30 protein-coding genes are annotated in these 24995 nt (G+C 72.1%); 15 read left to right on the forward strand and 15 right to left on the reverse strand.

The window, feature by feature from the left end:
• Positions 1-42: 42 nt before the first annotated feature.
• Positions 43-621: an RNA 2',3'-cyclic phosphodiesterase gene (thpR, locus tag ACI3EY_RS13510; RefSeq protein WP_405040741.1), complete on the reverse strand. Its 579-nt coding sequence runs from the start codon at positions 619-621 to the stop codon at positions 43-45.
• Positions 622-706: 85 nt separating this feature from the next.
• Here thpR and ACI3EY_RS13515 point away from each other — a divergent pair, with 85 nt between their 5' ends.
• Positions 707-1612, forward strand: a complete 906-nt coding sequence (locus ACI3EY_RS13515; protein ID WP_405040742.1) for a DsbA family protein — start codon at positions 707-709, stop codon at positions 1610-1612.
• Here the strand turns inward: ACI3EY_RS13515 and ACI3EY_RS13520 are convergent.
• From ACI3EY_RS13520 to ACI3EY_RS13545, 6 genes are all read right to left on the reverse strand, one after another.
• Entirely contained in the window at positions 1584-2147 is a 564-nt protein-coding gene (locus tag ACI3EY_RS13520; protein ID WP_405040743.1) for a VTT domain-containing protein, read from the reverse strand. The two genes, ACI3EY_RS13515 and ACI3EY_RS13520, sit on opposite strands and share 29 nt — an antisense overlap.
• A 45-nt stretch (positions 2148-2192) precedes the next feature.
• On the reverse strand, positions 2193-2606 hold the full coding sequence (locus ACI3EY_RS13525; protein WP_405040744.1) for an ATP-binding protein: 414 nt from the start codon (positions 2604-2606) through the stop codon (positions 2193-2195).
• Positions 2596-2928: an STAS domain-containing protein gene (locus ACI3EY_RS13530; protein WP_405036736.1), complete on the reverse strand. Its 333-nt coding sequence runs from the start codon at positions 2926-2928 to the stop codon at positions 2596-2598. The genes ACI3EY_RS13525 and ACI3EY_RS13530 overlap by 11 nt, the downstream gene beginning before the upstream one ends.
• Positions 2928-4910: a glycosyltransferase gene (locus ACI3EY_RS13535; protein ID WP_405040745.1), complete on the reverse strand. Its 1983-nt coding sequence runs from the start codon at positions 4908-4910 to the stop codon at positions 2928-2930. The genes ACI3EY_RS13530 and ACI3EY_RS13535 overlap by 1 nt, the downstream gene beginning before the upstream one ends.
• Positions 4907-6079 (reverse strand): PP2C family protein-serine/threonine phosphatase, encoded by a 1173-nt coding sequence (locus ACI3EY_RS13540; RefSeq protein WP_405036738.1) that lies wholly within the window; start codon positions 6077-6079, stop codon positions 4907-4909. The genes ACI3EY_RS13535 and ACI3EY_RS13540 overlap by 4 nt, the downstream gene beginning before the upstream one ends.
• A gap of 253 nt (positions 6080-6332) precedes the next feature.
• Positions 6333-6647 carry a YciI family protein gene (locus ACI3EY_RS13545; RefSeq protein ID WP_405036739.1) on the reverse strand — a complete coding sequence of 105 codons (315 nt, stop codon included), beginning with the start codon at positions 6645-6647 and terminating at the stop codon, positions 6333-6335.
• Positions 6648-6717: 70 nt separating this feature from the next.
• Between ACI3EY_RS13545 and ACI3EY_RS13550 the strand changes: the two genes are divergently transcribed.
• Both ACI3EY_RS13550 and ACI3EY_RS13555 read left to right on the forward strand, forming a co-directional pair.
• Complete coding sequence (locus tag ACI3EY_RS13550) at positions 6718-6870, forward strand: CopG family transcriptional regulator (protein WP_405036740.1); 153 nt, start codon at positions 6718-6720, stop codon at positions 6868-6870.
• Positions 6867-7598, forward strand: a complete 732-nt coding sequence (locus ACI3EY_RS13555; protein WP_405040746.1) for a hypothetical protein — start codon at positions 6867-6869, stop codon at positions 7596-7598. Before ACI3EY_RS13550 ends, ACI3EY_RS13555 begins: the two co-directional genes overlap by 4 nt.
• 70 nt (positions 7599-7668) lie before the next feature.
• Here ACI3EY_RS13555 and ACI3EY_RS13560 read toward each other — a convergent pair whose 3' ends face one another.
• Complete coding sequence (locus ACI3EY_RS13560; RefSeq protein ID WP_405040747.1) at positions 7669-8742, reverse strand: trans-sulfuration enzyme family protein; 1074 nt, start codon at positions 8740-8742, stop codon at positions 7669-7671.
• Between the two features lies 1 nt (position 8743).
• On the reverse strand, positions 8744-9349 hold the full coding sequence (locus ACI3EY_RS13565; RefSeq protein WP_405036743.1) for a CGNR zinc finger domain-containing protein: 606 nt from the start codon (positions 9347-9349) through the stop codon (positions 8744-8746).
• Between the two features lie 83 nt (positions 9350-9432).
• On the opposite strand from ACI3EY_RS13565, the gene ACI3EY_RS13570 reads away from it, so the two are divergent.
• The 5 genes from ACI3EY_RS13570 to ACI3EY_RS13590 all read left to right on the forward strand — a co-directional run bounded on the left by ACI3EY_RS13570 (position 9433) and on the right by ACI3EY_RS13590 (position 13185).
• Positions 9433-10449, forward strand: a complete 1017-nt coding sequence (locus tag ACI3EY_RS13570) for an EamA family transporter (protein WP_405040748.1) — start codon at positions 9433-9435, stop codon at positions 10447-10449.
• 63 nt (positions 10450-10512) lie between these two features.
• A complete protein-coding gene (locus ACI3EY_RS13575) occupies positions 10513-11187 on the forward strand; it encodes a hypothetical protein (protein WP_405040749.1) in 675 nt (224 codons plus the stop codon).
• Positions 11184-11546, forward strand: coding sequence for a transcriptional regulator (locus ACI3EY_RS13580; protein WP_405040750.1), 363 nt, complete (start codon positions 11184-11186; stop codon positions 11544-11546). Before ACI3EY_RS13575 ends, ACI3EY_RS13580 begins: the two co-directional genes overlap by 4 nt.
• The gene (locus ACI3EY_RS13585) at positions 11543-12445 is read left to right on the forward strand and encodes an ABC transporter ATP-binding protein (RefSeq protein WP_405036747.1); all 903 of its coding nucleotides are present in this window, start codon (positions 11543-11545) and stop codon (positions 12443-12445) included. Before ACI3EY_RS13580 ends, ACI3EY_RS13585 begins: the two co-directional genes overlap by 4 nt.
• Complete coding sequence (locus ACI3EY_RS13590; RefSeq protein ID WP_405036748.1) at positions 12442-13185, forward strand: ABC transporter permease; 744 nt, start codon at positions 12442-12444, stop codon at positions 13183-13185. Before ACI3EY_RS13585 ends, ACI3EY_RS13590 begins: the two co-directional genes overlap by 4 nt.
• Before the next feature lie 4 nt (positions 13186-13189).
• On the opposite strand, the gene ACI3EY_RS13595 is transcribed toward ACI3EY_RS13590, so the two are convergent.
• The 5 genes from ACI3EY_RS13595 to ACI3EY_RS13615 all read right to left on the reverse strand — a co-directional run bounded on the left by ACI3EY_RS13595 (position 13190) and on the right by ACI3EY_RS13615 (position 16545).
• Complete coding sequence (locus ACI3EY_RS13595) at positions 13190-14695, reverse strand: S10 family peptidase (RefSeq protein ID WP_405036749.1); 1506 nt, start codon at positions 14693-14695, stop codon at positions 13190-13192.
• Positions 14696-14780: 85 nt separating this feature from the next.
• On the reverse strand, positions 14781-14903 hold the full coding sequence (gene ykgO, locus ACI3EY_RS13600; RefSeq protein WP_405036750.1) for a type B 50S ribosomal protein L36: 123 nt from the start codon (positions 14901-14903) through the stop codon (positions 14781-14783).
• Complete coding sequence (gene rpmF / locus ACI3EY_RS13605) at positions 14900-15067, reverse strand: 50S ribosomal protein L32 (RefSeq protein WP_405036751.1); 168 nt, start codon at positions 15065-15067, stop codon at positions 14900-14902. Before rpmF ends, ykgO begins: the two co-directional genes overlap by 4 nt.
• Before the next feature lie 90 nt (positions 15068-15157).
• The gene (locus ACI3EY_RS13610) at positions 15158-16267 is read right to left on the reverse strand and encodes a GTP-binding protein (protein WP_405040751.1); all 1110 of its coding nucleotides are present in this window, start codon (positions 16265-16267) and stop codon (positions 15158-15160) included.
• A complete protein-coding gene (locus ACI3EY_RS13615; protein ID WP_405040752.1) occupies positions 16264-16545 on the reverse strand; it encodes a type B 50S ribosomal protein L31 in 282 nt (93 codons plus the stop codon). Before ACI3EY_RS13615 ends, ACI3EY_RS13610 begins: the two co-directional genes overlap by 4 nt.
• 60 nt (positions 16546-16605) lie before the next feature.
• Between ACI3EY_RS13615 and rpmB the strand changes: the two genes are divergently transcribed.
• The 5 genes from rpmB to ACI3EY_RS13640 all read left to right on the forward strand — a co-directional run bounded on the left by rpmB (position 16606) and on the right by ACI3EY_RS13640 (position 19786).
• On the forward strand, positions 16606-16842 hold the full coding sequence (rpmB, locus tag ACI3EY_RS13620) for a 50S ribosomal protein L28 (RefSeq protein ID WP_405040753.1): 237 nt from the start codon (positions 16606-16608) through the stop codon (positions 16840-16842).
• Entirely contained in the window at positions 16842-17012 is a 171-nt protein-coding gene (gene rpmG / locus ACI3EY_RS13625) for a 50S ribosomal protein L33 (RefSeq protein WP_405036755.1), read from the forward strand. The genes rpmB and rpmG overlap by 1 nt, the downstream gene beginning before the upstream one ends.
• On the forward strand, positions 17012-17311 hold the full coding sequence (gene rpsN, locus ACI3EY_RS13630) for a 30S ribosomal protein S14 (RefSeq protein WP_405036756.1): 300 nt from the start codon (positions 17012-17014) through the stop codon (positions 17309-17311). Before rpmG ends, rpsN begins: the two co-directional genes overlap by 1 nt.
• A 51-nt stretch (positions 17312-17362) precedes the next feature.
• Positions 17363-19453 (forward strand): M3 family metallopeptidase, encoded by a 2091-nt coding sequence (locus ACI3EY_RS13635; protein WP_405040754.1) that lies wholly within the window; start codon positions 17363-17365, stop codon positions 19451-19453.
• Positions 19454-19549: 96 nt separating this feature from the next.
• The gene (locus tag ACI3EY_RS13640; RefSeq protein ID WP_405036758.1) at positions 19550-19786 is read left to right on the forward strand and encodes a hypothetical protein; all 237 of its coding nucleotides are present in this window, start codon (positions 19550-19552) and stop codon (positions 19784-19786) included.
• On the opposite strand, the gene ACI3EY_RS13645 is transcribed toward ACI3EY_RS13640, so the two are convergent.
• The gene (locus ACI3EY_RS13645; protein ID WP_405036759.1) at positions 19783-20286 is read right to left on the reverse strand and encodes a MarR family winged helix-turn-helix transcriptional regulator; all 504 of its coding nucleotides are present in this window, start codon (positions 20284-20286) and stop codon (positions 19783-19785) included. The genes ACI3EY_RS13640 and ACI3EY_RS13645 overlap by 4 nt on opposite strands.
• Before the next feature lie 62 nt (positions 20287-20348).
• Here ACI3EY_RS13645 and ACI3EY_RS13650 point away from each other — a divergent pair, with 62 nt between their 5' ends.
• Positions 20349-23573 carry an efflux RND transporter permease subunit gene (locus tag ACI3EY_RS13650; protein ID WP_405036760.1) on the forward strand — a complete coding sequence of 1075 codons (3225 nt, stop codon included), beginning with the start codon at positions 20349-20351 and terminating at the stop codon, positions 23571-23573.
• A gap of 56 nt (positions 23574-23629) precedes the next feature.
• A complete protein-coding gene (locus tag ACI3EY_RS13655) occupies positions 23630-24958 on the forward strand; it encodes a multidrug effflux MFS transporter (RefSeq protein WP_405036761.1) in 1329 nt (442 codons plus the stop codon).
• Positions 24959-24995 lie beyond the last annotated feature (37 nt).

Raw genomic sequence — 24995 nt, forward strand, 5'->3', positions numbered from 1 at the left:
CCCACCGGGCGAGCGTTGTGTCCCCACCGGGCGAGCGTTGTGTCACGACCGGGCGAGCGTCCAGCGGTGCAGCACGGTATGCCGTGGCGTCCCGCCCGGACCCTGCCCGAGCTCGCTGCGCACCAGGCATACCTCCTCCGCGGTCCAGGCCGAGGTCTCGACGGTGTCCAGCGCCTGGAGCAGGTGACCTGCCGCCCGCGGGCCGCCCACCGAGCGGGCCAGCGTCACGTGCGGCAGGAAGCGGGTCCCGTCGACCCGCCCGCCGGCCCGGCTCGCAAGGGCGCGGAGACTGCGCGCCCAGTGCTCCAGGGTCCCGGCAACCTCCTCGTCCACCCCGGCCCACAGCACCCGGGCGGCGCCCGGGTCGGGGAAGGCGCCAGCCCCACGCAGGCTCAACCGGGTCGGCGCCGTCCGGTCCGCCCACCGCTGCCCGGCCTCGACCAGAGCCTCCTCACGCCAGTCGTCCAGCTCGGGGAGGAAGGCCAGCGTCACATGCCGGTGCTCCGGCCTCGACCAGCGCCACTCACCGCGGGGTGCCAGCGCGTCCCGGCGCGGGGCCAGGACGTCGTCCAGCTGCTCGATGACCTCCAACGGTGGGACCAGGGCGAGGAACGCACGCATACGTCCCATCATGAGGGAGCCCACCATTCAACGGTCGACGTCGGCCGTCATCCGGGGTCGCACCACGGTGTGCGAGGCTGACGTGGTGAGTCAGAGCGCGCCCACCGACCCCCGTCCCCGCGACGACCGGACGGTCGTCGCCATCGCCTGGGCGGTGGCCGCGGTCGCCTTCGCGCTGGCGGCCGCCTTCATCGCCTGGCTCGCTCTGGGCCGCGACAGCGGCACCGACGACGGTGGCGCCGCTGCTCCCGCCCCGACCAGCAGCACCGCACCGTCCGAACCCGGCACCCCACAGCCGGACCAGCAGCCGACCCCCGACGAGGGGTCCGGCGACGCGTCCGCCAGCGACACCGACGCCGGCAGCGCTGCTCCTGACCCCGGTGCCACCGAGCAGACCCCCGAGCCGGAGGTGGCCGAGCTGCTGCTCTCGCTGCAGCGCCGCGACCCGGCCGACACGATGGCGGTCGGCGAGGTGGACGCGCCGGTGGTGATGATCGAGTACGCCGACTACCGCTGCCCCTACTGCGCCCGCTTCCACCTGGAGATCCGCCCCGAGCTGATGCCGGCCGTCGAGGACGGGACGCTGCGGATCGAGTTCCGGGACCTGGTGATCTTCGAGGAGACCTCCGAGCTGGCGGCCGTCGCCGGGCGGGCCGCCGCCGAGCAGGGGCATCTCGAGGACTTCCAGGCGGCCGTCTTCGCGCTCTCCACCGAGGGTCACGGCGAGTTCGACGCCGCCGACCTCGTCGACATCGCGGAGGAGGTCGGGGTCCCCGACGTCGAGCAGTTCGAGGCCGACCTGGAGAACGAGGAGCTCATCGACGCCGTCCGCTCCGACACCGCCGAGGGCCGGCAGATCGGGGTCTCCTCGACGCCCACCTTCCTCATCAACACCCAGGTGCTCCAGGGCGCCTACCCGGCCGAGCGGATGTTGGAGCTCATCGAGCAGGAGCGTCTGGCGGTCAGCGAGGAGCAGCCGTCGGGTCGCTGACCGGCACAGCCGGCGAGGACGACGAGGGCGCCGAACGCCTCCGACGCAGCACCACCACGCGGTGCCCCAGCGCGACGGCCAGGGTCAGCAGCACCGCCGCCGCGGCCACCGCCCAGGGGCCGAAGCCCCCGTCCAGCGCACGCCGCACCACGGTGGTCCAGACCGCGAAGCCGACCGTCGCGTAGATCCCCGCCCAGGCCGCCGCCCCTACCGCCTGGGCCAGGGTGAACCTGACCCACGGCATACGCAGCACCCCGGCCGAGGCGAGCACCACCGTCTGGACGCCCACGGTGAGGTAGCACAGCGGCACCGCCGCGATCCCGCACCGCTGCACCGCGCCGCGGCCCCGGTCCAGCGCGTCACCGGCCAGCCAGGCGTGGGCCGAGGCGCGCCACCCCCGGGTGGGGCGGGTATGCTGCAGCCCCTGCTCGGTGAGGGTGCGCGCCAACCAGTAGGTCGCCTGGCCGCGCAGCATCGCCACGCACCAGAGGAGGGCGAGGGCGAGACCGAAGGGGAAGTCGTCCAGCTCTAGCACCGTTCTCACCTCCGTCCCGGTCAGGATATCCGGCCGGTGACGGGCTCAGTGCCGGTTCCGGACCAACGTCCACCGGTTGACGCCGTCGACGTGCTCGAGATCGATCCGGTCCAGCGCCATCTGCGCCAGCGCAATGCCGCGACCGTCCTCGTCCTCGTCACTCTGCGGCATCGTCCGGTCGTCGAGGTCCGGCACCGGCTGCGCGCTGGTGTCGGTCAGCAGGCACTCGAGCCGGTCCGGGAGGACCGCGAGCTCGAAGATGAAGGAGACCCTGCCCTCGGGCCGACCGTGCTCGATGACGTTCCCGGCGATCTCGACCACCGCCGTCTCGAACATCATCAGGTCGGCGGGGGCCACCTCGGGGTGCTCGCGCCCGACCTGCTCCAGCAGCACGTGCAGGTCCTCGAGGCTCTCCGGGACGGCGAGGCTCTCCAGCCGGTAGCGCTGGTCACCATTCATGGGAGGCCTGACCCACCGACTCGTACGGTCGCAGCACCCGGTCGAGGTTGGTCAGCCCGAGGACGGTCAGCACCTGGTCACCCGCGGCAGCGATCCGCAGGTCACCACCGGCACGACGGGCGGTCTTCAGGCCCGCCACCAGGGCACCCAGGCCGGAGGAGTCCACGAAGACCGTCGGCTCCAGGTCCAGCACCAGCCGCACCTGTCCCGCCTCGACCGCCTCCTCCAGGACGCTGCGCAGCCGCGGCGCCGCCATCATGTTGAGGCGACCGTCGCACCTGATGACGGTGACACCGCCGTCCGTCGTCGTGGAGAACTGCATCAGACCACCTGTCCCTCGGTCGGCTCGGTCGGTTCGGTCGGCTCGGGTTGGGGCGCCCGGAAGAGCGCCGCCTCGAAGATGACGCTGAGGATGAGCAGGTCATAGGCTACCCAGGCCACGTTGACCCCGGTCCCGATGTAGCTGTCCGTGACACCCGTCCACAGCCTGACGACCCCCACGACGCAGGCCAGCACCAGCACCACGCAGGCGACCAGCTGGGGCAGCACCAGGCGCACCGGGAACCGCGTACCACCGACCGGCCGCGTCTTGGGCGTCACCACGAAGCCGAGCGGGCGGCCGAACCAGACGTTGGCGGCCGCGGTCACGCAGGCCCTGATCCACAGCGGGAAGAGCGCGAGGCTGTACTGGTGGCCGCGCCAGGTCCGCACGCCGTACCCGACCACGAAGAACATGATCTGGTTGAAGATGATGTACGGGGCGAAGAGGGCCAGGAAGGTGAGCCCGTAGGCGTTCACCGGCAGCACCCCGAAGCACAGGTAGAGCACCGGGGCGGCGATGAAGACGACGGCGGCGAACCCGGACAGGTAGCTCCACATCGTGGCGAAGTACATCAACCGCTGGCCGACGCTGAGCCCCTTCTGGACCAGCGGGTTCTCCCGCAGCATCACCTGCAGGGTGCCCTGCGCCCAGCGCAGCCGCTGCTGCAGCATGGTGCGCAGGTCCTCCGGCGCGAGGCCGTGCGCGAGGGTCTCGTGGTGGTAGACGGAGGACCAGCCGGCCGCGTGCAGGCGCATACAGGTGGCCATGTCCTCGGTCACCGAGACGGTGGCCAGCGGCATCATCGGCTGCGCCTCGTCGGAACGGTCCACATCCACCACCCGGATCAGCTCCCGCACCGACTCCACGGCGCCCAGCGGGGACCAGTCCCGCTCCGCCAGCCGGGTCAGGGCCGCCTCGTCGATGACCACGGAGCCGAGCTCCTGGTCGATCTCCACGGGCAGGTCCTCGATCGCCGCCAGGTCGGCCGCGATGGCCCGGAAGTCGTCCTGGACCAGGGTCCGGGCCGCGCTGTCGACCTGCCGCTGGAAGCCGTAGGTCACGTCCGCCAGGGGGGCGCCCCCGTCCAGCTCGGCGCGGGCCTGCAGCACCGCGTCCCGCACCGAGACCAGCACCGGACCGGCCGGGTCCTCCTCGCGGCGGGCGCGGCGGATGGAGCGGTTCAGCAAGCGGCCGGAGGCGCTGAGCGCGCGGTCCACCGCACGCTCGGTCTCGCGCACGTAGCCGACGATGCCCAGCTGCATGAGCGCCTCGCGTCGGAGCACCGCGTTGGACCCGCAGAAGAAGGCGGCGTTCCACCCGTCCTTGCCCTCCTGGATGGGTCCGTAGAACAGGGGCGCCTGGCTGCCGAGCGGGTCGGAGTCGGTGACGTTGCTGAACCACTGGGGGGTCTGCACCAGCGCCACCGCCGGGTCTTCGAAGTACCCGAGGGTCCGGTGCAGGATGCGTCGGTCGGGGATCTGGTCGGCGTCCAGGATGAGCATGAACTCACCGTCGGTGCGGAAGAGCGCGTTGTTGAGGTTGCCGGCCTTCGCGTGCCGCGGCTGGTCCACCCAGTCCACCGACCGGGTGATGTAGCCGACCCCGGCCGCCTGCGCCGCCCGCTCCATCTCCTCGCGGTCCCCGTCGTCGAGGATCCACGTGTGGTGCGGGTAGTCGATGGCTTGCGCGGCGGTCGCCGTCGCCAGCACCATGTCGACCGGCTCGTTGTAGGTGGTGATGAAGACGTCCACCCCGGTATGCCGGGGGTCGGGCGGCTCCGGTGGCTCGCCGCGGCGACGAGCACGCCACATCGTGATCCCGAAGAGAAAGGCGTCGATGAGGGCATACGTCTCGGCCATCACCAGCGGGACCGCGATCCACCAGTTCTCCCAGTTCACCGAGAAGAACCAGCGCCACGAGACGTAGACGGTCCCGGAGACCAGGGTCAGGACGACCATGACCCTGGTGAGGGCCAGCCTCATGCCGGCTCCGGCAGCCTGCGCACCACGAGCGCGGTGACGTCGTCCTGGTGGCGCTGGCTGCGGGCCACGGCGCGCACCTCCTCCAGGAACGCCCAGGCGTCTTCGGTGGTCGCGTTGGCGAGCTGGGCGGTGTCGACCGCCTCCCACGGGTCGGGGAAGTAGTCGAGCATCCCGTCGCTGACCATGAACAAGGTCTCCCCCGGCTCCAGGACGGTGCGCTCGGAGTGCCAGGTGTCGCCGGGCATCGTGCCCATCGGCAGTCCGCCGGTGAGCAACCGACGGAACCCGCCGCCGTTCTCGAAGACGACCGCCAGACCGTGTCCGACGTCGACGTAGTCCATCACCCCGCTCCGCACGTCGATCCGCGCGGCGAATGCGGTGACGAAGCTCTCGGTGTCCTCCAGGTCCTCCTCGAGGCTGATCGCAGCGCGGGTGACGGCCTCGTCGAGCTCGTTGAAGCGGGACGCCCCCCGCAGGACGGCCCGCACGGACGCCGCGATCAGCGCAGCACCCACCCCCTTGCCCATCACGTCGGCCAGCGTCACCTGCAGCCGTCCGTCCACGATGAACCAGTCATAGAAGTCGCCGCCGGCGGCCCTGGCCGGGACGCACAGCCCGCTCACCTGGTAGCCGGGGACCTGCACCCCGGTCCGCGGGTTGAGCTGACGCTGCACCTCAGCGGCGCGGTCCAGGTCCTGGTCGGTGGCCATCTCCTTCTCGACCCACTCGCCGAGGTCACGCAGCACTTCGAGCTCGCCGTCGCTGAGCGTGCGCGGCTCGCTGTCGACCAGGCACAGCGACCCCACCCGTTGGCCGTTGGGTGCGTGCAGGGGCTGGCCGGCGTAGAAGCGGATACCGTGCGGGGCGGTGACCAGTGGGTTGTCCCGGAAGCGGGGGTCGTCGCGAGCATCCGCCACCATCATCGTCTCGTCCTGCTCGATGACCCGGCTGCAGAAGGAGACGTCCCGGGGGAGCTCGTGCTGGTCCAGCCCGACCTCGGCCATGGTCCACTGGCGGTCGTCGTCGACCAGGTTGACGGCCACGGTCGGCACCTTGAAGAACTGCTGGGCCAGGCGGACCACCCGGTCGAAACGATCCTCGCGCGGGGTGTCGAGCAGCTGCATCTCGCGCAGTGCGGTCAGCCGCTCGAACTCGGTCACTGTCGTCATCCTGTTTGCCCTGGTCGCCCGGAATTCTGGTGTGCACCTCGGCCGCGCATTCATTCAGACTCGGACTCCGAGGAATCGGGGTATGTCTACCACACGAAATAGGGGTGGTCGGCGGGAGGCCCCATTCTTGACCTGCCGCATACCTTGGCATTCGCGATGCCGATTCCAGGTGCGCGGAGGAACAATTCCTCGCTCAGCCCGCGCGGCTCACGCCCGACCGGGGGGTGGCGAGCAGCGGGCTCGTCCGACGCCTTCAGAGCTGGTCGGACAGCGGACCGTCGAACCATGCGCCGAGCACGGGCGCCCACTCCCGGATCGCCACCTGCTCCACCAGCCCCTGCTGCTGGAAGGGGTCCTCCCGGAGCAGGTCCGCCAGGTCCGCCGCGCTCTCCCCGCGCAGGATCAGCAGGGCGGCGTCGGGCGCCTCCTCGATCGAGGCGTAGGGGCCGGAGAGCAGCAGCGCCCCCTCGTCCGCGAGCCCGCCGAGGAACTGCCGGTGCGCGGGGCGGTGCTCGTCCCGGGCGTCGGTGTCGTCGGAGTAGGTGTAGTGCGCGACGAAGACGGTCATGGCGCTCATCCTAGGGCCCACCCGATCTGACCCCCTTGTCGATGACAAGCTAGATTGCTAGCATTCTAGGATGAACGAGAAGGCGCAGTTCAACGTGTACCTGCCCAAGGACCTCATCACCGAGATCAAGCACCGCGGCGTCGACGAGGCGGTCAGCCTGTCCGCGCTCGTCGAGAAGGCGCTGCGGGCATACCTCATCTCGACCGAAGGAGACCGGACGTGATCGACGCACTCACCCCCCGACCCATCCGCTTCACCGCGGACCTCCCTGCCTGGCATCGACTGCTGCAGACGCTCGGCGCCCACCTGATCCTCGAGCGGCCCGGCTGGCTTGTGTATGCCGTCGGCTCCGGGCGCGTGGCGCTGCACGCCGCGAGCCCGGAGCAGCCACCCGGGACGACGCTGGCCTTCGAGACGAGCACGTCGATCCCCGACGCGGTCGAGGAGGCGGCCGCCGTCGGGGTCCCCGTCCGGCTCTGGCACCCCGACCACGGCGAGGCCGGACTGGTGACCGCGTCGGACGGCACCGAGCTCACGCTGGACTCCCCCACCCCGGTCGAGCGCGAAGGTGGCTCACCCGACCCGCGTCTCGCCGTGCTGCCGATCTGGTACGGCCCGGACACCTCGATGATCCGTGCGGTGCTCGAGGGCCTGGGCACCCGGCCACGGCTGGTCGGCCGGGACGCAGTGTGGGTCGACCACGTCTGCGAGGGTGGCGGGCTGGTCGCCGCGCACCGCGACGAGACCCCCGGCGTGGAGCTGGCCTTCGAGTGGGACGGCGACGTCGAGGTGGCGCTGACGCTGCTGCAGAACGCCGGCATCGAGGCCGTCCTCATCGACGAGACCTACAGCCGGACCGTCCAGATCACCGATCCTGACGGCATCAAGGAGATCTGGGTCAACGAGCGTCAGACGGACCACTACGGCTACACCCAGGTCTCCGCCACCTGAGAGACCCAGCCCCCTGTCTTCGACCGCTCCAGGGCAACCACAAGCGACGCCCGGTCGGGGAGGGGGCCGGTCAGGGGAGGGCCTGGGCCAGGTCGGCCCAGAGGTCCTCCACGTCCTCCACACCGGCCGAGAGCCGGAGCAGGTTCACCGGCACCGTGGCGACCTCCAGCGGGTGCCGGCGCCGCCGCTCGATCTGGCTCTCCACCCCGCCGAGGCTGGTCGAGTGCGTCCACAGGCGGACCGCCGCGCACACCGCCTCGGCGCCCGCCTCTCCCCCGGCCACCTCGACCGACAGCATCCCGCCGAAGCCCGGGTAGCGGACCCGCTCCACGGCCGGGTGCCCGTCCAGCCGCGCGACGAGCTCACGCGCGGTCGCCTGGGCCCGCTCCAGGCGCAGGTGCAGGGTCCGGATCCCGCGGAGCACGAGCCACGCCTCCATCGGTCCCGGGATCGCCCCGTGCAGGTTCCGGTGGGTATGCAGCCGCTCCAGCAGGTCCGCCCGCTCCGGCGCGACGACGGTCGCGCCGAGCAGGGTGTCGGAGTGGCCGGACAGGTACTTGGTCGCCGAGTGCACGACCAGGTCGGCGCCCCAGGCCAACGGCTGCTGGGCGAGCGGGGTGGCGAAGGTGTTGTCGCAGACGACGACGGGGCGGGCGTCGGCATACCGCTCGCGCAGCCCCCGGACCACCGCCTCGACGTCGGTGACCTCCATCATCGGGTTGGTCGGCGACTCCAGCAGCAGCACGTCGGCACCCTCGGCCGCGGTCACGATGGCGTCGGTGTCCTCGGCGTCGACCCGCCTCGCCGTCAGCGCACCGGCGCGCTCCATCTCGTCGAGCAGACCGGTGGTGCCGTTGTAGACGTGCCGCGGCGCCACCACCACCCCACCGACCGGCACCAGCGAGACGGCGGCCGTCACCGCTGCCATCCCGGAGGCGAAGGTCAGCGCGGAGCCGCCCTCGAGCGAGCCGAGCACCTCCTCGAGGGCCTCCCAGGTGGGGTTCGAGGTGCGCGCGTAGGACACCTCACCCCCGGCGACGTAGGTCGAGGTGAAGGCGACGCCGTGGTTGACCGGGGCGCCGGGCTCACGCGGTGGCCGACCGAGGGCGACCGCCCGGGTGGCGGGTGCGAGCTGCTCGTGCACGTCAGACCTCCTGCTGGGACTGACGCCCACGATAGGCCGCAGCGGCGACCCGGTTGCCGCAGGTGGTGCTGCAGAAGCGCTTGGACCGGTTGCGGGACAGGTCGACGAAGACCCCGTCGCAGTCGTCGGCACCGCACCGCCGCAACCGGCCGAGCTCGCCGGCGCGGACCACGTCGACCACCGCCATCGCCGCCTCCACCGCCATCCGGGTGGCGAACGGCGCGTCGTCGTCGGTGGCGTGCAGGTGCCACCCCCACTCGTCGTCGTGGTTGACCAGGCGCGGCATCGCCCGGGCCTCCGCGAGCAGGGTGTTCACCAGGTCGACGACGCCCTGCTCGTCCAGGTCCCAGAGCTGGGCCAGCCGCGGCCGCAGCGCGCGCACCCGCTCCACCTCGGCCCGGTCCCGCAGCCGTCGGCCGGACCAGCGCCACTCTCGTTCGAAGGCGTCCAGGTCGGCGACGTGCACCAGCGTGTCCACCCCCTCGGCCCGCGCCCGGGCAGCGGCCTCGGCGGGCAGGTGGTTGCTCCCGTCCCCGGCACCGGAGCGGCTGTTGACCACCGCGGCGGTGCCCTGCAGCGCCACCTCGGTGTCATGGGTGAAAAGCATGTTGACTCCTGACGGATCGGAGGTCTATCGTCATGGGTGTCATCTCGTGACACCCATGATGCCACCCTGAAGGAGGTCCTGCCGTGACCCTGCGTGCCCTGATCGTCGGCCTCGCCGTCGCCCTCGCCTCCGCCGCGATGTTCGGCACCTCCGGCGCGGTGGGCAAGAGCCTGCTGCTGACCGGCTGGTCCTCCGGCGCGGCGGTGGCCCTGCGGATCGGGCTGGGGGCCGCGATCCTGGCTGTCCCGGGTGCGCTGGCGATGCGCGGGCACTGGCACCTGCTGCGCCGCCCGGTCACCTGGATCCACACCGGTCTCTTCGGCCTGGTCGCGGTCGCCGGCTGCCAGCTCTTCTACTTCCTGGCGGTCGAGCGGCTCTCGGTCGGCGTCGCCCTGATGCTGGAGTACCTCGGTCCGATCCTCGTCGTCGGGTGGCTCTGGGCCCGGCACGGTCAGCGCCCCCGGCCGCTGACCGTCGCCGGCATCACGCTCGCCCTGCTGGGTCTGCTGCTGGTGCTCGACGTGCTGGGCGAGGTGCAGCTCAGCGCCGTCGGGGTGATGTGGGGGCTGCTCGCCGCGGTCGGCCTCGCGGTCTTCTTCGTGGTCGGCTCCGACGACACCAGCGGCCTGCCACCCTTCGCCTTCGCCGCCCTGGGTATGACGTTCGGCACCGTCGCGCTCGCCCTCGCCGGGCTCGTCGGCCTGGTGCCGATGCAAGCCTCCACGCAGGACGTGGTGCTGGCCGGGACCACCGCCCCGTGGTGGGTGCCCGTGCTCTGGCTCGGCCTGGTCGCCGCGGCACTGGCCTACGTGAGCGGCGTGGTCGCGGCCCGTGCCCTGGGTGCCAAGGTGGCTTCCTTCGTCGGGCTGGCCGAGGTGATGTTCGCCGTGCTCTTCGCCTGGTTGCTGCTGGGCGAGCTGCCGGCGGCGATCCAGCTGCTCGGCGGGGTGCTCATCGTCGCCGGGGTCGCGGCCGTGAAGGCGGACGAGCCCGGCGGACGGGACACGCACGACGGGGACGACACGCAGGACGCACGACCCGGCGAGGTCGCCGCCCCCGGCATCCCGCCGGCGGCCATGCAGCTGGAGCCGCTGCCCTGACCCCACCCACGGGCATACGCAAAGTGCTTGCCAACACCAACCACTTTGCGATACAAAGTAGATGTGACACAGCGACCCACCGACGACACCGACCCCACTGACGACCTCGACCCCACCGAGCAGCTGCGCCTGGTCGCGCACCAGGAGGCCCGGACCCGTCGGGCGCTGACCGTGGACGGCCGCTTCCTGTTCGGCGCCTGGGGCGTCGCCTGGTTCGTCGGCTTCGCCGTGATGTGGCTCGCCACCCCGCTCCGCGAGGGCGGACCGTGGGTGGCGATCCCCGGCATCGTCGTCGGGCTGCTGTTCTTCCTGCTGCTGGTGGCGGCGGGGATCGTCACCGCCGTGCACTCCGTCCGCGCGGGGCGGGGCCTGGCCGGACCGTCCAACCGCGTCGGGGCGATGTACGGGTGGGGCTGGTTCCTCGGCTTCGCGATGCTGCCCTGCATCGTGCTGTCCGCCGAGCGGCTGGGCGCCTCCACCGAGGCCCTGGCGCTGCTCTGGCCTGCCCTGTCCGGTCTCATCGTCGGCCTGCTGTACGTCGGGGGCGCCGCGGCCTTCGACGACCCGCTCCAGTTCGCCATCGGCGCCTGGCTCATCGTCACCACCGGGGCGGGCTGCCTGCTCGGGCTGCCCGGGCTGTACCTGGTGATGTGCCTGGCGGGCGGCGGGGGGTTCCTGGCCGCCGCGGCCTGGTTCGCGCTGCACCCGCCGCACCGCCCCTCCCCGGGACCGGTATGAGCACCGGCCCCACGGATGGGCCCGTCGAGCTGGACCCGGTGATCCACGCCCAGGCGCGGCTCCGGCTGACCACCACCCTCGCGACGCTCCCGCCCGGAGACCGGATGGCCTTCCCGCGGGTGCAGCAGCTGCTGGACATGACCGCAGGCAACCTGGCCACGCACCTGCGCAAGCTCGAGGAGGCCGGCTACGTCGAGGTCACGAAGACCCACAAGGGCCGCTCCCCGGTGACCTACCTGGCCCTGACCCACAGCGGACGGCACGCCTACGAGGAGTACCTGTCCGCCCTGCGGTCGCTGCTGGATCCGCACCCCACGACGCACACCCCCACCCCGCCTTCCGAGGGAGACCGACCATGAACGACACACTCGCGCGCTGGAGCGGGGTGACGCGCCGCTACGGGGACGTGCTCGCCCTGGACGACGTCAGCCTCGACGTCCCCGCCGGCCAGCTGATGGGTCTGCTGGGGCCCAACGGTGCCGGCAAGTCCACGCTCATCAACCTGCTGCTGGGGCTGCGTCGCCCCGACACCGGCAGCGTCGAACTGTTCGGCGGCGACCCCCGGGTCCCGGCGAACCGGGCGCTGCTCGGCTGCACGCCCCAGGAGACGGCGCTGCCGCCGACCCTCACCGTGCGCGAGGTCGTGGACTTCGTGGCTGGACACCACCCGGACCCGGTGCCCACGGCCGTGCTGCTCGACGAGCTCGGGCTGACCGGGCAGGCCGCCCGGCAGACCGGCGGCCTCTCCGGCGGGCAGCGCCGTCGCCTCTCCGTCGCGCTGGCGCTGGTCGGACGACCGCGCCTGCTGGTCCTGGACGAGCCCACCACCGGCCTGGACATCGACGCCCGCCACCTGCTGTGGGGCAAGGTCCGCGACTTCCACCAGGAAGGGGGGACGGTGGTGGTGACCAGCCACTACCTGGAGGAGATCGAGGCCCTGGCCGAGCGGGTCGTGGTGGTCGCCGACGGGCGGGTCCTGGTCGACGACACCCTGGACGCCGTGCGGTCGCGGGTGCAGCAGCGGCGGGTCAGCCTGCGGGCGGGCGCCCTGCCCGCGCTGCACCACGTGGTCCGTGCCCAGGAGGAACGGGGCCACTGGTCCCTCTACACCGAGGACTCCGACGCCCTGGTCCGCGAGCTGGTGCGCGCCGACGTCGAGTTCCAGGACCTCGAGGTCTCCTCCGCCTCGCTGGAGGAGGCGTTCCTCGCCCTGACCGCGGACGACCGCGCCACCACCACCGCCAAGGACCCGGCATGAGACTCGTCGCCCTGCACACCCGCTACATCGCGCTGGAGACCCTGCGCGTCCCGATCGCCATCGTCGGCACGGTGATGTTCCCGCTGCTGTCGTTCCTGTTCTTCGTGGTGCCCTTCGACGCGGTCGCGGGGGATCCGGTCGCTGCCACGGCGGCCGCGGCGCAGCTGAGCCTCTTCGCCGTCTTCTCGGTATGCCTGTTCCAGTTCGGCGTCGGCGTCGCCGACGACCGGGCCACCCCGTGGGACCCCTACGTCCGCACGCTGCCGGTCGGGGCCGGTCCTCGGATCGCCGCCCGCCTGCTGAACGGGGTCCTCTTCGCCGTCCTCGGGCTGATCCCGCTGCTGCTGACGGCGGCGCTGTTCACCGAGGCCCGGGTGACTCCCGCCCAGGCGGTCCTCGGGCTCGGCGCGCTGGCCCTGGCCGGGGTACCGCTGCTGTTCATGGGGGTGGCCGTCGGGTACTCGCTGCCGGTCAAGGCGGCCATCCCGGTGGCGCAGGTGCTGCTGTTCCCGCTCGCCTTCGGCGGGGGCCTGTTCATCCCGCCGGAGACCTTCCCCGGCTGGCTGGACCTGGTCTCCCAGGGCCTGCCGACCCGCGCAGGACGTGACCTGGTGGTCGCCGCGACCACGGGCGCCGACCTGTCGTCGAGCGCGCTCCCGGTGCTCCTCGCCTGGGCCGTCATCGCCGCCGGTATCGCGGTGTGGGCCTACCGCCGGGACGAGGGTCGGCGCTTCCGCTGAGCCCTCAGCGGGCGCTGGACCGACGCACGAAGTCGGTGATCCCCTCCGCCTCCTCGATCCGCGAGGACTCCCCGATGTAGGGCATGTGCCCGGTCTCGAACCACGCGTGCTCGAAGCGGTCCACCGCCTGGTCGGGAAGGTTCAGGTGGGCGACCATGTCCTCGGCCGCGGCGTAGGGGGTGGCCAGGTCGTAGTAGCCGTACTCGACCCGGACCCGCAGGTGCGGGTTGGCCCGCATGATGCGCTCGAGCTTGTCGGTCACCGACACCGGGCGCCCCTCGAACTCCTTGTAGGACCAGTGCTCGATGGCGTCGGAGAAGACGGCGTAGGGCAGGTCCAGCTCGGAGCCGAGCTCGGCCCGCAGGTAGTGGTGGATGGCCGCCGCGTACGGGCCCAGGATGGCGTCGATGCTCGGGTCGGAGTCCATCCCCTCGGCGATGCCGGAGTGCAGCATCCCGCGGATCCGACCGTCGATCCGGCCGACCGTGGCACCCTCCTCGCGCAGCAGCTCGGTGCAGAAGCGCCAGTGCTCCGGCCGCAGGTCGCAGCGGGCGACGTACTCCTCGGACAGGCCGGTGAGCTGGGCGAGCTGCGCGGCCACCTCGTACTTCTCCTCGTCGGTGAGCCGGTTCCCGCGGGAGAGCGCCCACCGGTACGGGCCGGCGGCGAACTCCTCGGCCTCGGCGAGCACCTCGCGCAGCGAGCGCCCCTCGTGCTTGCCGTGGTAGTGCGCGATGGCGGCGTAGGTCGGCATCGAGCTCAGGCACGCCTCGTCGAACCGGACGAAGCGGAAGTTCTGGGTGCCGAAGTCGAGGACGCTGGAGATGAGCACGAGCCCGTTCAGCTGCATACCGAACTGGGTGAAGAGCCGCTCGGCCACGGACACCGCCCGGGTGGTGCCGTAGGACTCCCCGAGCAGGAACTTGGGGCTCATCCACCGGTCCTCGCGGGTGCACCACAGCCGGATCAGCTCGGCGACCTGCTCGACGTCCTTCTTCCAGCCGTGGAAGTCCTTGGGCTTGCCGCCCGCGACCGCCCGCGACCAACCGGTCGACATCGGGTCGATGAAGACCAGGTCGGAGGCACGCAGCAGCGTCTCCGGGTTGTCCTTGAGCACGTAGGGCGGCGGGGTCGGCTCGTTGGGCTCGCCGGCGTCGGCGATCCGCGGCCCGAGCACACCCAGGTGCAGCCACACCGAGCTGGAGCCGGGGCCGCCGTTGAAGACGAAGGTGATCGGCCGGTCGCGGTCCGGAGCCCCGTCCTCGCCGTCCAGCGTGTATGCCGTGACCGCCAGCTCGCCCCGCGCCGTCCAGCCGGCGAAGACGTCGTCCTTGAGCTCCTCCTCACGGATGACGATGCGCCCGGTGCGCGCCGTGTAGGCCAGCTCGCCCTCGGTCGTGCTCACCGTGTGCCGCGTCTCCACCAGCACGTCGCTCGGCTCCGTGCGCTGCGAGGTGTCGCCCTCGCCCGCATTGCCGGTGCTGGTCCCTGCCGAAGCCTCGTCGCTCATGCTCGTCACCCTAGACAACGCCGCTGACCGTGATCGGACGGGGTGACTGCCCTGAGCGGGCTCCACCCCACCCGTCGGGGCACGCTCACCCCTGACGGGCCTTCAAGCGCGGGTTCGCCTTGTTGATCACGTAGAGCGTGCCCCGTCGGCGCACGACCTGGCTGCCCGGCGCCCTCTTCAGCGAGCGCAGGGACTTCCGTACCTTCATCGGGTCACCGCCAGGCCCCGCTGGGCCGCGCGGACCAGCCGGCGCGGCACCTCGATGGTGCGGCCGTCGACGGTGACCGGGACCAGGTCGACCGGTACCGCCTTCCACTGCGAGCGCCGGTGACGGGTGTTGGAGCGGGACAGCTTGCGCTTCGGGACGGCCATCGGAGTTCTCCTTCATCTCGGTGTGCTGCGGGTGCTGCGGTTGCTGCGGGTGCTGCTGTTCGTGCGAGGCATGACGGCTCTGGTATGCCGTCAGGCCACGGAACGGATCGGCCCGAGCCAGGGCTCGAGGCCGTCCTGGTGCTCCTCCCAGCGGGGGCCACGGGAGCGGAGCTCGGCGTCGGTGAGCAGGCAGTCGTGGAAGGCGTCCCGGACGGCTGCCCGGCGGTCGTCGTCGTGCCGACCGGTGACGACCACCCGTGAGAGCGGGCCGGAGCCACCGGCGCCCCAGGCGGCGACCGGACCCAGCCGGTGCTGGCCGCCGGCCCCGTCCCAGCCGATGACGTCGGCGGGGCGGGTGGCCACCCACAGGCAGCCTCGGGCCCGGTGCGAGCCGACCCCGAGGTCCTCGAAGCGCTCCTCCAGCCGCTGCGGGTGCAGGGGCCGGTCCGCAGTCAGGTCCAGGGTCCAGACCTGGTCCGTCTGCGGGGTGGGCACCACCCCACGTCGGACCTCGCTGACCCAGGACTCGGTGGCACCGTGGTGGTGCAGACCCTGCTGCAGGATGCGGGCGTCGATCTCGCTGCCGTCCCGCAGCACCAGGGCACCCGGCCGGGCCAGCGCCCGGACCGCGTCGTGGCCCACCGGGTCCCGGCGGCCCCGGACCACGACCAGGTCGGCGTACTCCAGGATCGGGACGGCCACCTCGGCCAGTCCCCGGTCGTCCCCGGGCAGCGTGGGCACGCCGGCCTCCTCGAGCAGGTCGTCGCCGAGCAGCACGTCCCCCAGCCGCTCGCCCTCGAAGGCGGCGACGACGGAGGCGACGTGGAAGGCCCGCTGCTGCGGGGCCGACGACATGGCAGTGACGCGGCAGACCTGCGAGGCCTCCGCCCCGGCGGCGAGGTGAGCGACGATCCCGGACCAGCGACCGATCTGTCCCAGGCGGTCCAGGGTGGGCACCATGTCCTCACGGATGGCGCAGCTCACGCAGGCGTGCTCCAGGTCGACGACCTCCTCCTCCAGACGGCCGGTGACGTCGCTGACGACACGCACGAGCTGCTGACGGTCGGCATCGATCCGGTGCTGCACGACGACGGCCTCGGGCAGGTCCCACTGCAGGCCGATGGTGGTGGCCGCCATCGCCTCCGGATCGATCCCGGTGACGAGGTGGACGGGCGTGCTGCCCACCGACCGGGTGCTCACTCGGCACCACCGGGGGTGGTGCCGGACGGGCGGGCCGTGGAGGCGGCATACCGGCGGCGGAACCGCTCCACCCGCCCCTCGGTGTCGAGGGTGCGGGCCTTCCCCGTCCAGAACGGGTGGCTGTCGCTGGAGATCTCGACGTCGATCACGGGGTAGGTGGTGCCTTCGAACTCGACGGTCGCTGCGGGGATACGGGTCGAACGGGACAGGAACATGTGCCCGGTCGAGGTGTCCCGGAAGACCACGGGGGCGTAGGTGGGGTGGATGTTCTTCTGCACGGCGTCCTCACTGATACGGTATTGAGAATCGTTCTCATCTTACACACATCAGGAGACCTCATGTCCCGCGTCTGCCAGGTGACCGGAGCCCGCCCGGGCTTCGGTCACGCGATCTCCCACTCGCACCGGCGCACCAAGCGACGCTTCGACGTCAACGTGCAGCGCAAGCACTACTGGGTGCCCTCGCTCGGGCGGCGGGTCACCCTCACCGTCAGCCCCCGCGGCATCAGGACCATCGACCGACGGGGCATCGACGCCGTCGTCGCCTCGCTGCTGGCCCGCGGGGAGAAGCTCTGATGGCCGGCCGGAGCAAGGACGTCCGCCCGAAGATCACCCTGCGCTCCACCGCCGGGACCGGGACCAGCTACGTCACCGAGAAGAACAAGCGCACCAGCCCCGACCGTCTGGTCCTGCGCAAGTACGACAAGGCGGTCCGCCGGCACGTCGAGTTCAAGGAGTCCCGCTGATGGCCAAGAAGAGCAAGATCGCCGCGCAGCGTCGGCGCGAGCGCGTCGTCGCACGGTATGCCGGGCGTCGCGCCGCCCTGAAGGAGACTGCCCGCACCGGGTCGCCGCAGGAGCAGCAGGACGCCCGCCGCGCGCTCCAGCGGCTGCCGAGGGACGCCAGCCCCGTCCGGCTCCGAAACCGGGACGCGGTGGACGGTCGGCCCCGCGGCCACCTGCGCACGGTCGGGCTGTCCCGGATCCGCTTCCGGGCGCTGGCCCACCGCGGCGAGCTCCCGGGCATCACGAAGTCCAGCTGGTAGTCGAGGGGCCGGGCCGCCGGGGGCGCCGGTGGGCTGTGCTGAGATGGGTGGATGACCAACCCCCTGCTGTCCCCCTCGACCCTTCCCTTCGCCCTGCCCGACTACGCCACGATCACCGACGCCCACGTGCGCGAGGCGATCGAGGCGGGGATGACCGAGCAGCTCGCGGAGCTGCGGGCCCTGGCCACCGAGTCGGCGCCCGCCACCGTGGAGAACGTGCTGCACGCCTGGGAGACCGCGGGCGCGACGCTGGACCGGACGCTGGCCGCCTTCTGGGTGGCCAAGTCCGCGGACACCAACGACGAGCGGGACGCGATCATGGCCGACTTCGCACCCCGCCTGGCCCAGCACAGCGACACGATCATGCTGGACGCGGACCTCTACGCACGGCTGAAGCAGCTGCGGGAGCGCGCCGACGCCGGCCAGGTGGAGCTGGACGAGCAGGACGACTTCGTCCTCACCGAGCGGCTGCGCGGATACGAACGCAACGGCATCGCTCTCGAGGAGGGCCGGCAGGAGCGTCTGCGCGAGCTCAACGCCGAGCTGGCGACGTTGTCCACGGAGTTCGAGCGCCTGCTGGTCAAGGGGCGCCTGGCGGCGGCGGTGCACGTCACCGACGAGGCCGAGCTGGCCGGGCTGGGTGACGCCGACAAGGCAGGGCTGCGCGAGTCCGCCCAGGCCCGCGGCCTGGACGGCTGGCTGGTCACCATCACCAACACCACCGGCCAGCCGATCCTGGACTCCCTGGAGGACCGGGGCCTGCGGGAGCGGGTGTTCTCCGCCTCCGTGGGGCGCGGGTTGGGCAGCGACGACGACGGCGACTCCGAGACCGACACCCGCGACATCCTGGTCAGGATTGCCCGTCTGCGCTCGGAGCGCGCCACCCTGCTCGGTTACGAGCACCACGCCGCCTACACCCACGAGGTCGGCTGCGCCCGGACGACGGACGCGGTCAGCGACCTGCTCGGCCGCCTGGCCCCCGGCGTGACCGAGATCGCGCAGCGTGAGGCCACCGCCCTGCAGGGGCTGCTGGAGCAGCAGCACCCCGGCGCCGAGCTGCAGGGCTGGGACTGGCAGTTCCTGTCCGCCCGGCAGCAGGCGGCCGGTGGCGAGGGGTCCTTCGACACGGACCGTCTCAAGCCCTACCTGGAGTTCGACCGGGTGCTGCACGACGGGGTGTTCGCCGCGGCGACCGCGCTCTACGGCATCACCTTCCACGAGCGCCCGGAGCTGGTCGGCTACACCGACGAGGCCCGGGTCTTCGAGGTCCGCGAGGAGGACGGCACCGCCCTCGGGGCCGTCGTCATCGACGCCTACACCCGCCCCACCAAGAAGGGTGGCGCCTGGATGACGAGCATCGTCAAGCAGTCGCACCTGCTGGGTGACCTGCCGGTCGTCACCAACACCTGCAACGTGCCGCCGGCGGCGCCGGGCTCGCCGAGCCTGATGACCTGGACCAACGTCATCACCCTCTTCCACGAGTTCGGGCACGACCTGCACGGGCTGCTCTCCGACGTGCGCTACCCCTCGCGGGCCGGGACGTCTGTGCCCCGCGACTTCGTCGAGTTCCCCAGCCAGGTCAACGAGATCTGGGCCTGGGAGCCGGCCATGCTGCAGCGCTTCGCGCGCCACCACGAGACCGGTGAGCCGATCCCGGCCGAGTGGATCGACGCGCTCGTCGCGAACCGCACCGAGACCGGGTACCACACCCTCGAGCTGCTCAAGGCGATGATCCTGGACCAGGCCTGGCACCAGACCCCGCTGGCGGAGCTGCCCGAGGACGGGTCCGCGGTGGAGGAGTTCGAGGCCGCCGCGCTGGAGCGGGCCGGGGTCGCCTTCCCGCTCGTCCCGCCGCGTTACCGCTCGGCCTACTTCCACCACATCTTCGGCGGCGGCTACTCCGCCGGGTACTACTCCTACCTCTGGTCCGAGGTGATGGACGCCGACACCGTCGCGTGGTTCCGCGAGCAGGCCGAGGACGGCTCCCCCGGGGGGATGACCCGCGCCGCCGGGGCGACCTTCCGCCGCGAGCTGCTCGGCCGGGCCGGGTCGATCGAGGCGCTCGAGGCATACCGCCGCTTCCGCGGCTCCGACCCGGACGTCAGTCATCTGCTGGCCCGGCTCGGGCTCGGCGCCGCCTGAGCAGCCGCTGAGAGCGGGTCACGGCCCGGCGCATCAGGTGCGGATGCGCCGGGCCACCATCGCGATTAGTGTCGAGGATCAGCCAAGGAGGTTGGCATGAAGCGCATCTATCTTCCGGCGTATGCCGTCGTCGCGGTCGTCCTGGTGGCGTGGTGGGCACTGTCCCAGTCCGTCGTCCCGTTGGTCCTGCTGGCCCTGGTGCTCGTCGTGGCCGCGGTGCACGTGGTGAAGTACACGAGCGGTCCGGGCAGCGTCTCGAGCCACCACGACGAGGTCGAGGCGCAGGCCCGCTCCGGCTTCCCGGTGCCGCCGGAACGGCCCGGCGGGGTCTAACCGCCCGCGGCGGACCCGGGCCGGTCGCGCTCCGCCTCGATCTGCCGGGCGACGTCCCGCATCCGCTCGACCAGCCGCGCCAGATCAGCCAGTTCATCGGCGTCCAGCCGGGCCAGCACCCGCCCGCGCGCCTGCGCGGCCGGCCCCTCGAGGTCGGCCAGCACCTGGGTGCCTGACCCGCTGATCCGGAGCAGCACCCGACGCCGGTCGGCAGGGTCGTGCTCCCGGTCCAGCCAGCCCTTCGACGCGATCCGGTCGATGATGCCGCTCATGGTCGGGGTGGAGACGTCCAGCGCCTCGGCCAGGGCGGCACCGGTGACCCCCGGCGAGGCCCGGAGCAGTGAGAGCACCTGCAGCTGGCGCAGCGTCAGTTCGGCCGGCATCGGCAGCGGGTCCAGCCAGCGCATCGCCACGGCGTGCAGCTCGGCCTCCGCCTCCGCCACCCGGGTGACGAGGGCGGCGACGGCAGGCTCGTGTCCGTCCTGCGTCGTGGCAGCCATACCCGGTCCCTCCAGATTTCGATTCGTCCCAGGGTAACTGTTGGCCCTAGGCTTGACATCCTATGGCCCGCCTCACCCTGTTCAGCGTCCGCAACCGGGCGCTGATCGCGCTCGCCACCGTCTTCGGCATCCTGGCCGGGCTCTGGTCCACCAGCGCGCTCTCCCGCGAGCTCTTCCCCTCGCTGCAGTTCCCGGTCCTGGTGGTCGCCACCTCGGCACCCGGGTCCAGCTCCTCGGTCATCGAGGAACAGCTCACCGAGCCGGTGGAGATCGCCGCCCAGGGGTTGAACAACGTGGTCGAGGTGACCTCCACCAGCACCGACGGCTTCTCCTCGGTCATCCTCGAGCTCGACTACGGCACCGACCTGGGCGCCGCGCAGACGGACCTGCAGCGCGCCGTGCTGTCGCTGCCCGACCTGCCGGAGAGCGCCAGCCCGCAGATCTTCGCCGGCAACCTCGACGACTTCCCGATCATCCAGCTCGCCGCCACCGGAGGCAGCGACGGCCAGGACCTGGTCGACCGCCTGGAGCGCCTGGTGGTGCCCGAGATCGAGGACATCGACGGCGTCCGGGCCGTCACCCTCTCCGGGGTCGCCGACCGGGTGGTCACGGTGGACCTCGACGAGGAAGAGGCCGCCGAGGCCGGGGCCAGCGCCGCCGCCGTGGGCCAGCTGCTGCAGAGCAACGGGGTCGTGCTCCCGGGTGGTCAGGTGCTCGACGGCGAGACCGAGCTGCCGATCCAGGTCGGGTCCCGGTTGACCTCGCCCGAACAGCTCGCGGCGCTGCCGCTGCTCACCCAGCAGGCGATCGGTGCGCAGCAGGCCGCCGGGCAGGCCCGCACCCAGTCGCAGGAGGCGCAGCAGGCGGCCGACGAGGCAGCCGAAGCAGCAGCAGCCGCGCCCACCGACCCGGAGCTGGCGCAGCAGGCCTCGGTCGCCGCCGCCACCGCCGAGCAGGCAGCCGCCGCCGTGGACGAGGCGGGCGAGGTGGAGGTCCCCACCCTGGGGGACGTCGCGGAGGTGCGGCTGGAGGAGCGTCCGGCGACGGCATACACGCGCACCAACGGAGAGGCAAGTGTGGGGCTGGCCATCACCAAGACCCCGGACGGCAACGCCGTGGAGATCTCCCACCAGCTCGAGGAGCTGCAGGGCGAGCTGCTGCCGGCCCTGGACGGCGGCGAGCTGGTCACCATCTTCGACGGGGCACCCTTCATCGAGAAGTCGATCGAGGACCTGGCCACCGAGGGGCTGCTGGGACTGGGCTTCGCGATCGTCGTGGTGCTGGTCTTCCTGATGTCGGTGCGGCTGACCCTGGTCACCGCGGTGTCCATCCCGTTGTCGCTGCTGCTGGCGCTGCTCGGGCTGCAGGTGGCCGGCTACTCGCTGAACATCCTCACCCTCGGCGCCCTGACCATCTCCGTCGGTCGCGTCGTCGACGACTCGATCGTGGTCATCGAGAACATCAAGCGGCACGTCGCGCGCGGCGACGAGCGACGGACCGCCGTGGTCGAGGCGACCCGCGAGGTGGCCGGGGCGATCACCTCGGCGACCGTCGCGACGGTGGCGGTCTTCCTGCCGCTCGGCTTCGTCGGCGGTCAGGTCGGGGAGCTGTTCCGACCGTTCGCGGTGACGGTCAGCCTGGCGATGCTCGGGTCGCTGCTGGTGGCCCTGACCATCGTCCCCGTGCTCGGGTTCTGGTTCCTCGGCGGGCGGGGCGGCGGGGGCAAGCACCTGCCGGAGGCGCCGGAGACCGAGCCCGACGACCGTCCCGACCGGATGCAGCGGGTCTACCTGCCCGGGCTGCACTGGGCGCTGCGGAAGCCGTGGGTCACCCTGGTGCTGGCCGCGCTGCTGCTCGGCGGGACCGGGTATGCCGCCACCCTGCTGAAGACCGACTTCATCGGCAGCACCGGCGAGAACACCCTGCAGGCCACGCTCACCATGCCGACCGGCACGACGCTCGAGGACACGGACGCCGAGGCCGTCCGGGTCGAGGAGTGGCTCGCGGAGCGTGACGACGTCCAGACCTACCAGGTGACCGCCGGGAGTCCGGGCGGCATCGAGGCCGTCTTCGCCGGCAGCGGCGCGAACACCGCTACCTTCGCCCTCACCCTGGAGGAGGGCGTGGAGGGCGAGGTCTTCGGCGAGCAGCTGGTGGCCGGCGTCGACCTGCCCGCGGGCGCCACCCTGGTGGCGCAGGCGAGCCAGCAGCCGGGGGCCGGCGGGCTCGAGGTGCAGGTGCAGGGGCAGAGCACCGAGGACCTGCGGGTGGCCGCCGAGGACGTCGCCGCGGCGATGCGCGAGGTCGGCGCCCTCGACGTCAGCAACAACCTCACCGACACCGTCCCCGCGCTGGAGGTGCAGGTGGACCGCGCGGCGGCCGCCGAGGCCGGGCTGGCCGAGGCCCAGCTGGGGCAGGTGGTCCAGGCGGCCACCGACGGCGCCACCGTGGGCCAGGTGGAGCTCGACGCCGACCAGGTGGACGTGGTGGTCCGCCAGGGCGAGGCCGACGACCTGGAGGCGCTGCGCGGGCTCGAGGTCGGCACCGACGTCGACGGGGAGCCCGTCACCCTCGCCGACGTCGCCGACCTGGAGACGGTCGAGGAGGCGGTGAGCATCAGCCGGGTGGACGGGCAGCGGGCCGCCACCGTCACCGGCCGCTCCACGGGAGACGACCTGGGGGCGGTCACCGCGGACCTGCGGGAGGCGTTGGACACGCTCGAGGTCCCCGAGGGCGTGCAGGTCACCCTCGGCGGGGTCAGCTCGGACCAGGAGGAGGCGTTCTCCGCGCTCGGGCTGGCGCTGCTCGCGGCGATCGCCATCGTCTACCTGGTGATGGTGGCGACCTTCAACTCGCTGCTGCAGCCGCTCATCCTGCTGGTCTCGGTGCCCTTCGCGGCGACCGGGTCGGTCGGTCTGCTGCTCGTCACCGGCACGCCCCTGGACATCGCCTCGATGGTCGGACTGCTGATGCTGATCGGCATCGTGGTGACCAACGCGATCGTCCTCATCGACCTGGTGAACCAGTACCGCACGCAGGGTATGGACCGGCGCACCGCCGTGGTCGAGGGAGCCCGGCACCGGCTACGGCCGATCGTGATGACGGCGCTGGCGACGATCCTGGCGCTCACCCCGATGGCCTTCGCCATCACCGGCGGCGGGGCGTTCATCTCGCAGCCGCTGGCGATCGTGGTGATCGGCGGGCTGATCAGCTCGACGCTGCTCACGCTGATCCTGGTACCCGTCCTCTACGACCTCGTCGAGAGAGCCACCGCGCGCCTCCGCTGACAGCCGGCCGCCGATGCCGGGGAATAGCCGCGCCGTTCCTCCGGCTTGGTCCTGTCGTGCCCTTCCGCTCCTCCCCTGACTCCGCGACCGACGTGCGCCCGCACTCCGCCGCCTCCACCACCTCGACCCGCAGCGACCGACCCGAGCAGTCCCGCCTGGTGCGGCTGCTGATCTTCGGCGCGCTCGTGGCGATCGGTCCGCTGACCATCGACATGTACCTCGCGGCCTTCCCGACCGTCGTCACCGACCTGGCCACCACCGAGGCCACGGTGCAGCTCACCCTGACCGCCACCCTGGTGGGTCTGGCCACCGGTCAGCTGGCGATCGGTGCGGTCTCCGACGCCCTCGGTCGACGGCTGCCGCTGATCGTGTCGTTGAGCGCCTACGTGGTGATCTCGGCGCTGATCGCGCTCTCCTCGTCGATCGAGGCACTGCTGGCGCTGCGCTTCCTGCAGGGCCTGACCGCAGCGGCCGGGATGGTCCTGAGCCAGGCGATGGTGCGCGACCTCTACAGCGGGTCGGTGATGGCGACCTTCATCTCGCGGTTGTTCCTGATCGTCGGGGTCGCGCCCATCATCGCCCCGACCCTGGGCGCCCAGTTCCTGCACTTCGGCACCTGGCGGTCCATCTTCTGGGGGCTGGCCGTGTTCGGGCTGCTGCTCGTGGTGGTCGCGTCACTGCTCGTCCGGGAGACCCTGCCGCCGCGTCGGCGCACGACGTTGCGCCCCTCGACGATGCTGGGCACCTACGGGGTCCTGGTGCGGGACCGGCGCTACGTCGGGCTGGTCCTCACCGCCTGCACGGCGATGGGCTCGCTGTTCGCCTACATCTCCTCGGCGACCTTCATCTTCCAGGACCTGTACGGAATGAGCACCCAGCAGTATGCCCTCGTCTTCGCCGCCGGGGCCGGCGCCCTGACCATCACCAGCCAGATCAACGGCTTCCTCGTGCAGCGCTGGCACCCGGCCGCGATCATGCGCACCGCGCTGCCGGTCGCCCTGGCCGTGGCGCTGGGCCTGCTGGCCGCCGCTCTGCTCGACCTCGGCGTCGGCTTCATCGTCGCCGGCGTGGTGCTGGTGATGGGCGTCGTCGGCTTCGTGATGCCGAACTCGCCCGTCATCGCGCTGGCCGACCACGGGGAGCGCGCCGGTGCGGCCGCGGCCCTGCTGGGGGCCAGCAGCTTCACCTTCGGCGCCCTGGTCTCCCCGATCAGCGGCTTCTTCGACGCCTCCTCCGCGGTGCCGATGGCCGGCGTGATGGTGGGCTGTGCGCTGACCTCCGTCGTCGTCTTCTTCACCCTCGCCCGCCCTGGTGACATCCTGCGGACGATGCCGTGGAACGAGGACGAGAGCACCACCCCGGCGCCTGCGGCGACCCGGGGCTGACGGACCGCCCGGGCTGACCGGGCCGACCCCGCAGGAC

It is taken from the genome of Serinicoccus shuyuelongi (assembly GCF_045032955.1).
Classification (GTDB): Bacteria; Actinomycetota; Actinomycetes; order Actinomycetales; family Dermatophilaceae; genus Ornithinicoccus.

Excerpts from the sequence above, each read along its gene's own strand:
- ACI3EY_RS13535 (WP_405040745.1), bottom strand. The coding sequence starts at position 4,910 with ATGAGGCTGGCCCTCACCAGGGTCATGGTCGTCCTGACCCTGGTCTCC.
- ykgO (WP_405036750.1), bottom strand. The coding sequence starts at position 14,903 with ATGAAGGTACGGAAGTCCCTGCGCTCGCTGAAGAGGGCGCCGGGCAGC.
- rpsN (WP_405036756.1), top strand. The coding sequence starts at position 17,012 with ATGGCCAAGAAGAGCAAGATCGCCGCGCAGCGTCGGCGCGAGCGCGTC.
- ACI3EY_RS13645 (WP_405036759.1), bottom strand. The coding sequence starts at position 20,286 with ATGGCTGCCACGACGCAGGACGGACACGAGCCTGCCGTCGCCGCCCTC.
- ACI3EY_RS13545 (WP_405036739.1), bottom strand. The coding sequence starts at position 6,647 with ATGACCGTCTTCGTCGCGCACTACACCTACTCCGACGACACCGACGCC.
- rpmB (WP_405040753.1), top strand. The coding sequence starts at position 16,606 with ATGTCCCGCGTCTGCCAGGTGACCGGAGCCCGCCCGGGCTTCGGTCAC.
- ACI3EY_RS13550 (WP_405036740.1), top strand. The coding sequence starts at position 6,718 with ATGAACGAGAAGGCGCAGTTCAACGTGTACCTGCCCAAGGACCTCATC.
- ACI3EY_RS13530 (WP_405036736.1), bottom strand. The coding sequence starts at position 2,928 with ATGCAGTTCTCCACGACGACGGACGGCGGTGTCACCGTCATCAGGTGC.
- ACI3EY_RS13640 (WP_405036758.1), top strand. The coding sequence starts at position 19,550 with ATGAAGCGCATCTATCTTCCGGCGTATGCCGTCGTCGCGGTCGTCCTG.
- ACI3EY_RS13635 (WP_405040754.1), top strand. The coding sequence starts at position 17,363 with ATGACCAACCCCCTGCTGTCCCCCTCGACCCTTCCCTTCGCCCTGCCC.
- ACI3EY_RS13650 (WP_405036760.1), top strand. The coding sequence starts at position 20,349 with ATGGCCCGCCTCACCCTGTTCAGCGTCCGCAACCGGGCGCTGATCGCG.
- thpR (WP_405040741.1), bottom strand. The coding sequence starts at position 621 with ATGCGTGCGTTCCTCGCCCTGGTCCCACCGTTGGAGGTCATCGAGCAG.
- ACI3EY_RS13565 (WP_405036743.1), bottom strand. The coding sequence starts at position 9,349 with ATGCTTTTCACCCATGACACCGAGGTGGCGCTGCAGGGCACCGCCGCG.
- ACI3EY_RS13585 (WP_405036747.1), top strand. The coding sequence starts at position 11,543 with ATGAACGACACACTCGCGCGCTGGAGCGGGGTGACGCGCCGCTACGGG.
- rpmG (WP_405036755.1), top strand. The coding sequence starts at position 16,842 with ATGGCCGGCCGGAGCAAGGACGTCCGCCCGAAGATCACCCTGCGCTCC.
- ACI3EY_RS13590 (WP_405036748.1), top strand. The coding sequence starts at position 12,442 with ATGAGACTCGTCGCCCTGCACACCCGCTACATCGCGCTGGAGACCCTG.
- ACI3EY_RS13580 (WP_405040750.1), top strand. The coding sequence starts at position 11,184 with ATGAGCACCGGCCCCACGGATGGGCCCGTCGAGCTGGACCCGGTGATC.
- ACI3EY_RS13540 (WP_405036738.1), bottom strand. The coding sequence starts at position 6,079 with ATGACGACAGTGACCGAGTTCGAGCGGCTGACCGCACTGCGCGAGATG.
- ACI3EY_RS13525 (WP_405040744.1), bottom strand. The coding sequence starts at position 2,606 with ATGAATGGTGACCAGCGCTACCGGCTGGAGAGCCTCGCCGTCCCGGAG.
- ACI3EY_RS13595 (WP_405036749.1), bottom strand. The coding sequence starts at position 14,695 with ATGAGCGACGAGGCTTCGGCAGGGACCAGCACCGGCAATGCGGGCGAG.
- rpmF (WP_405036751.1), bottom strand. The coding sequence starts at position 15,067 with ATGGCCGTCCCGAAGCGCAAGCTGTCCCGCTCCAACACCCGTCACCGG.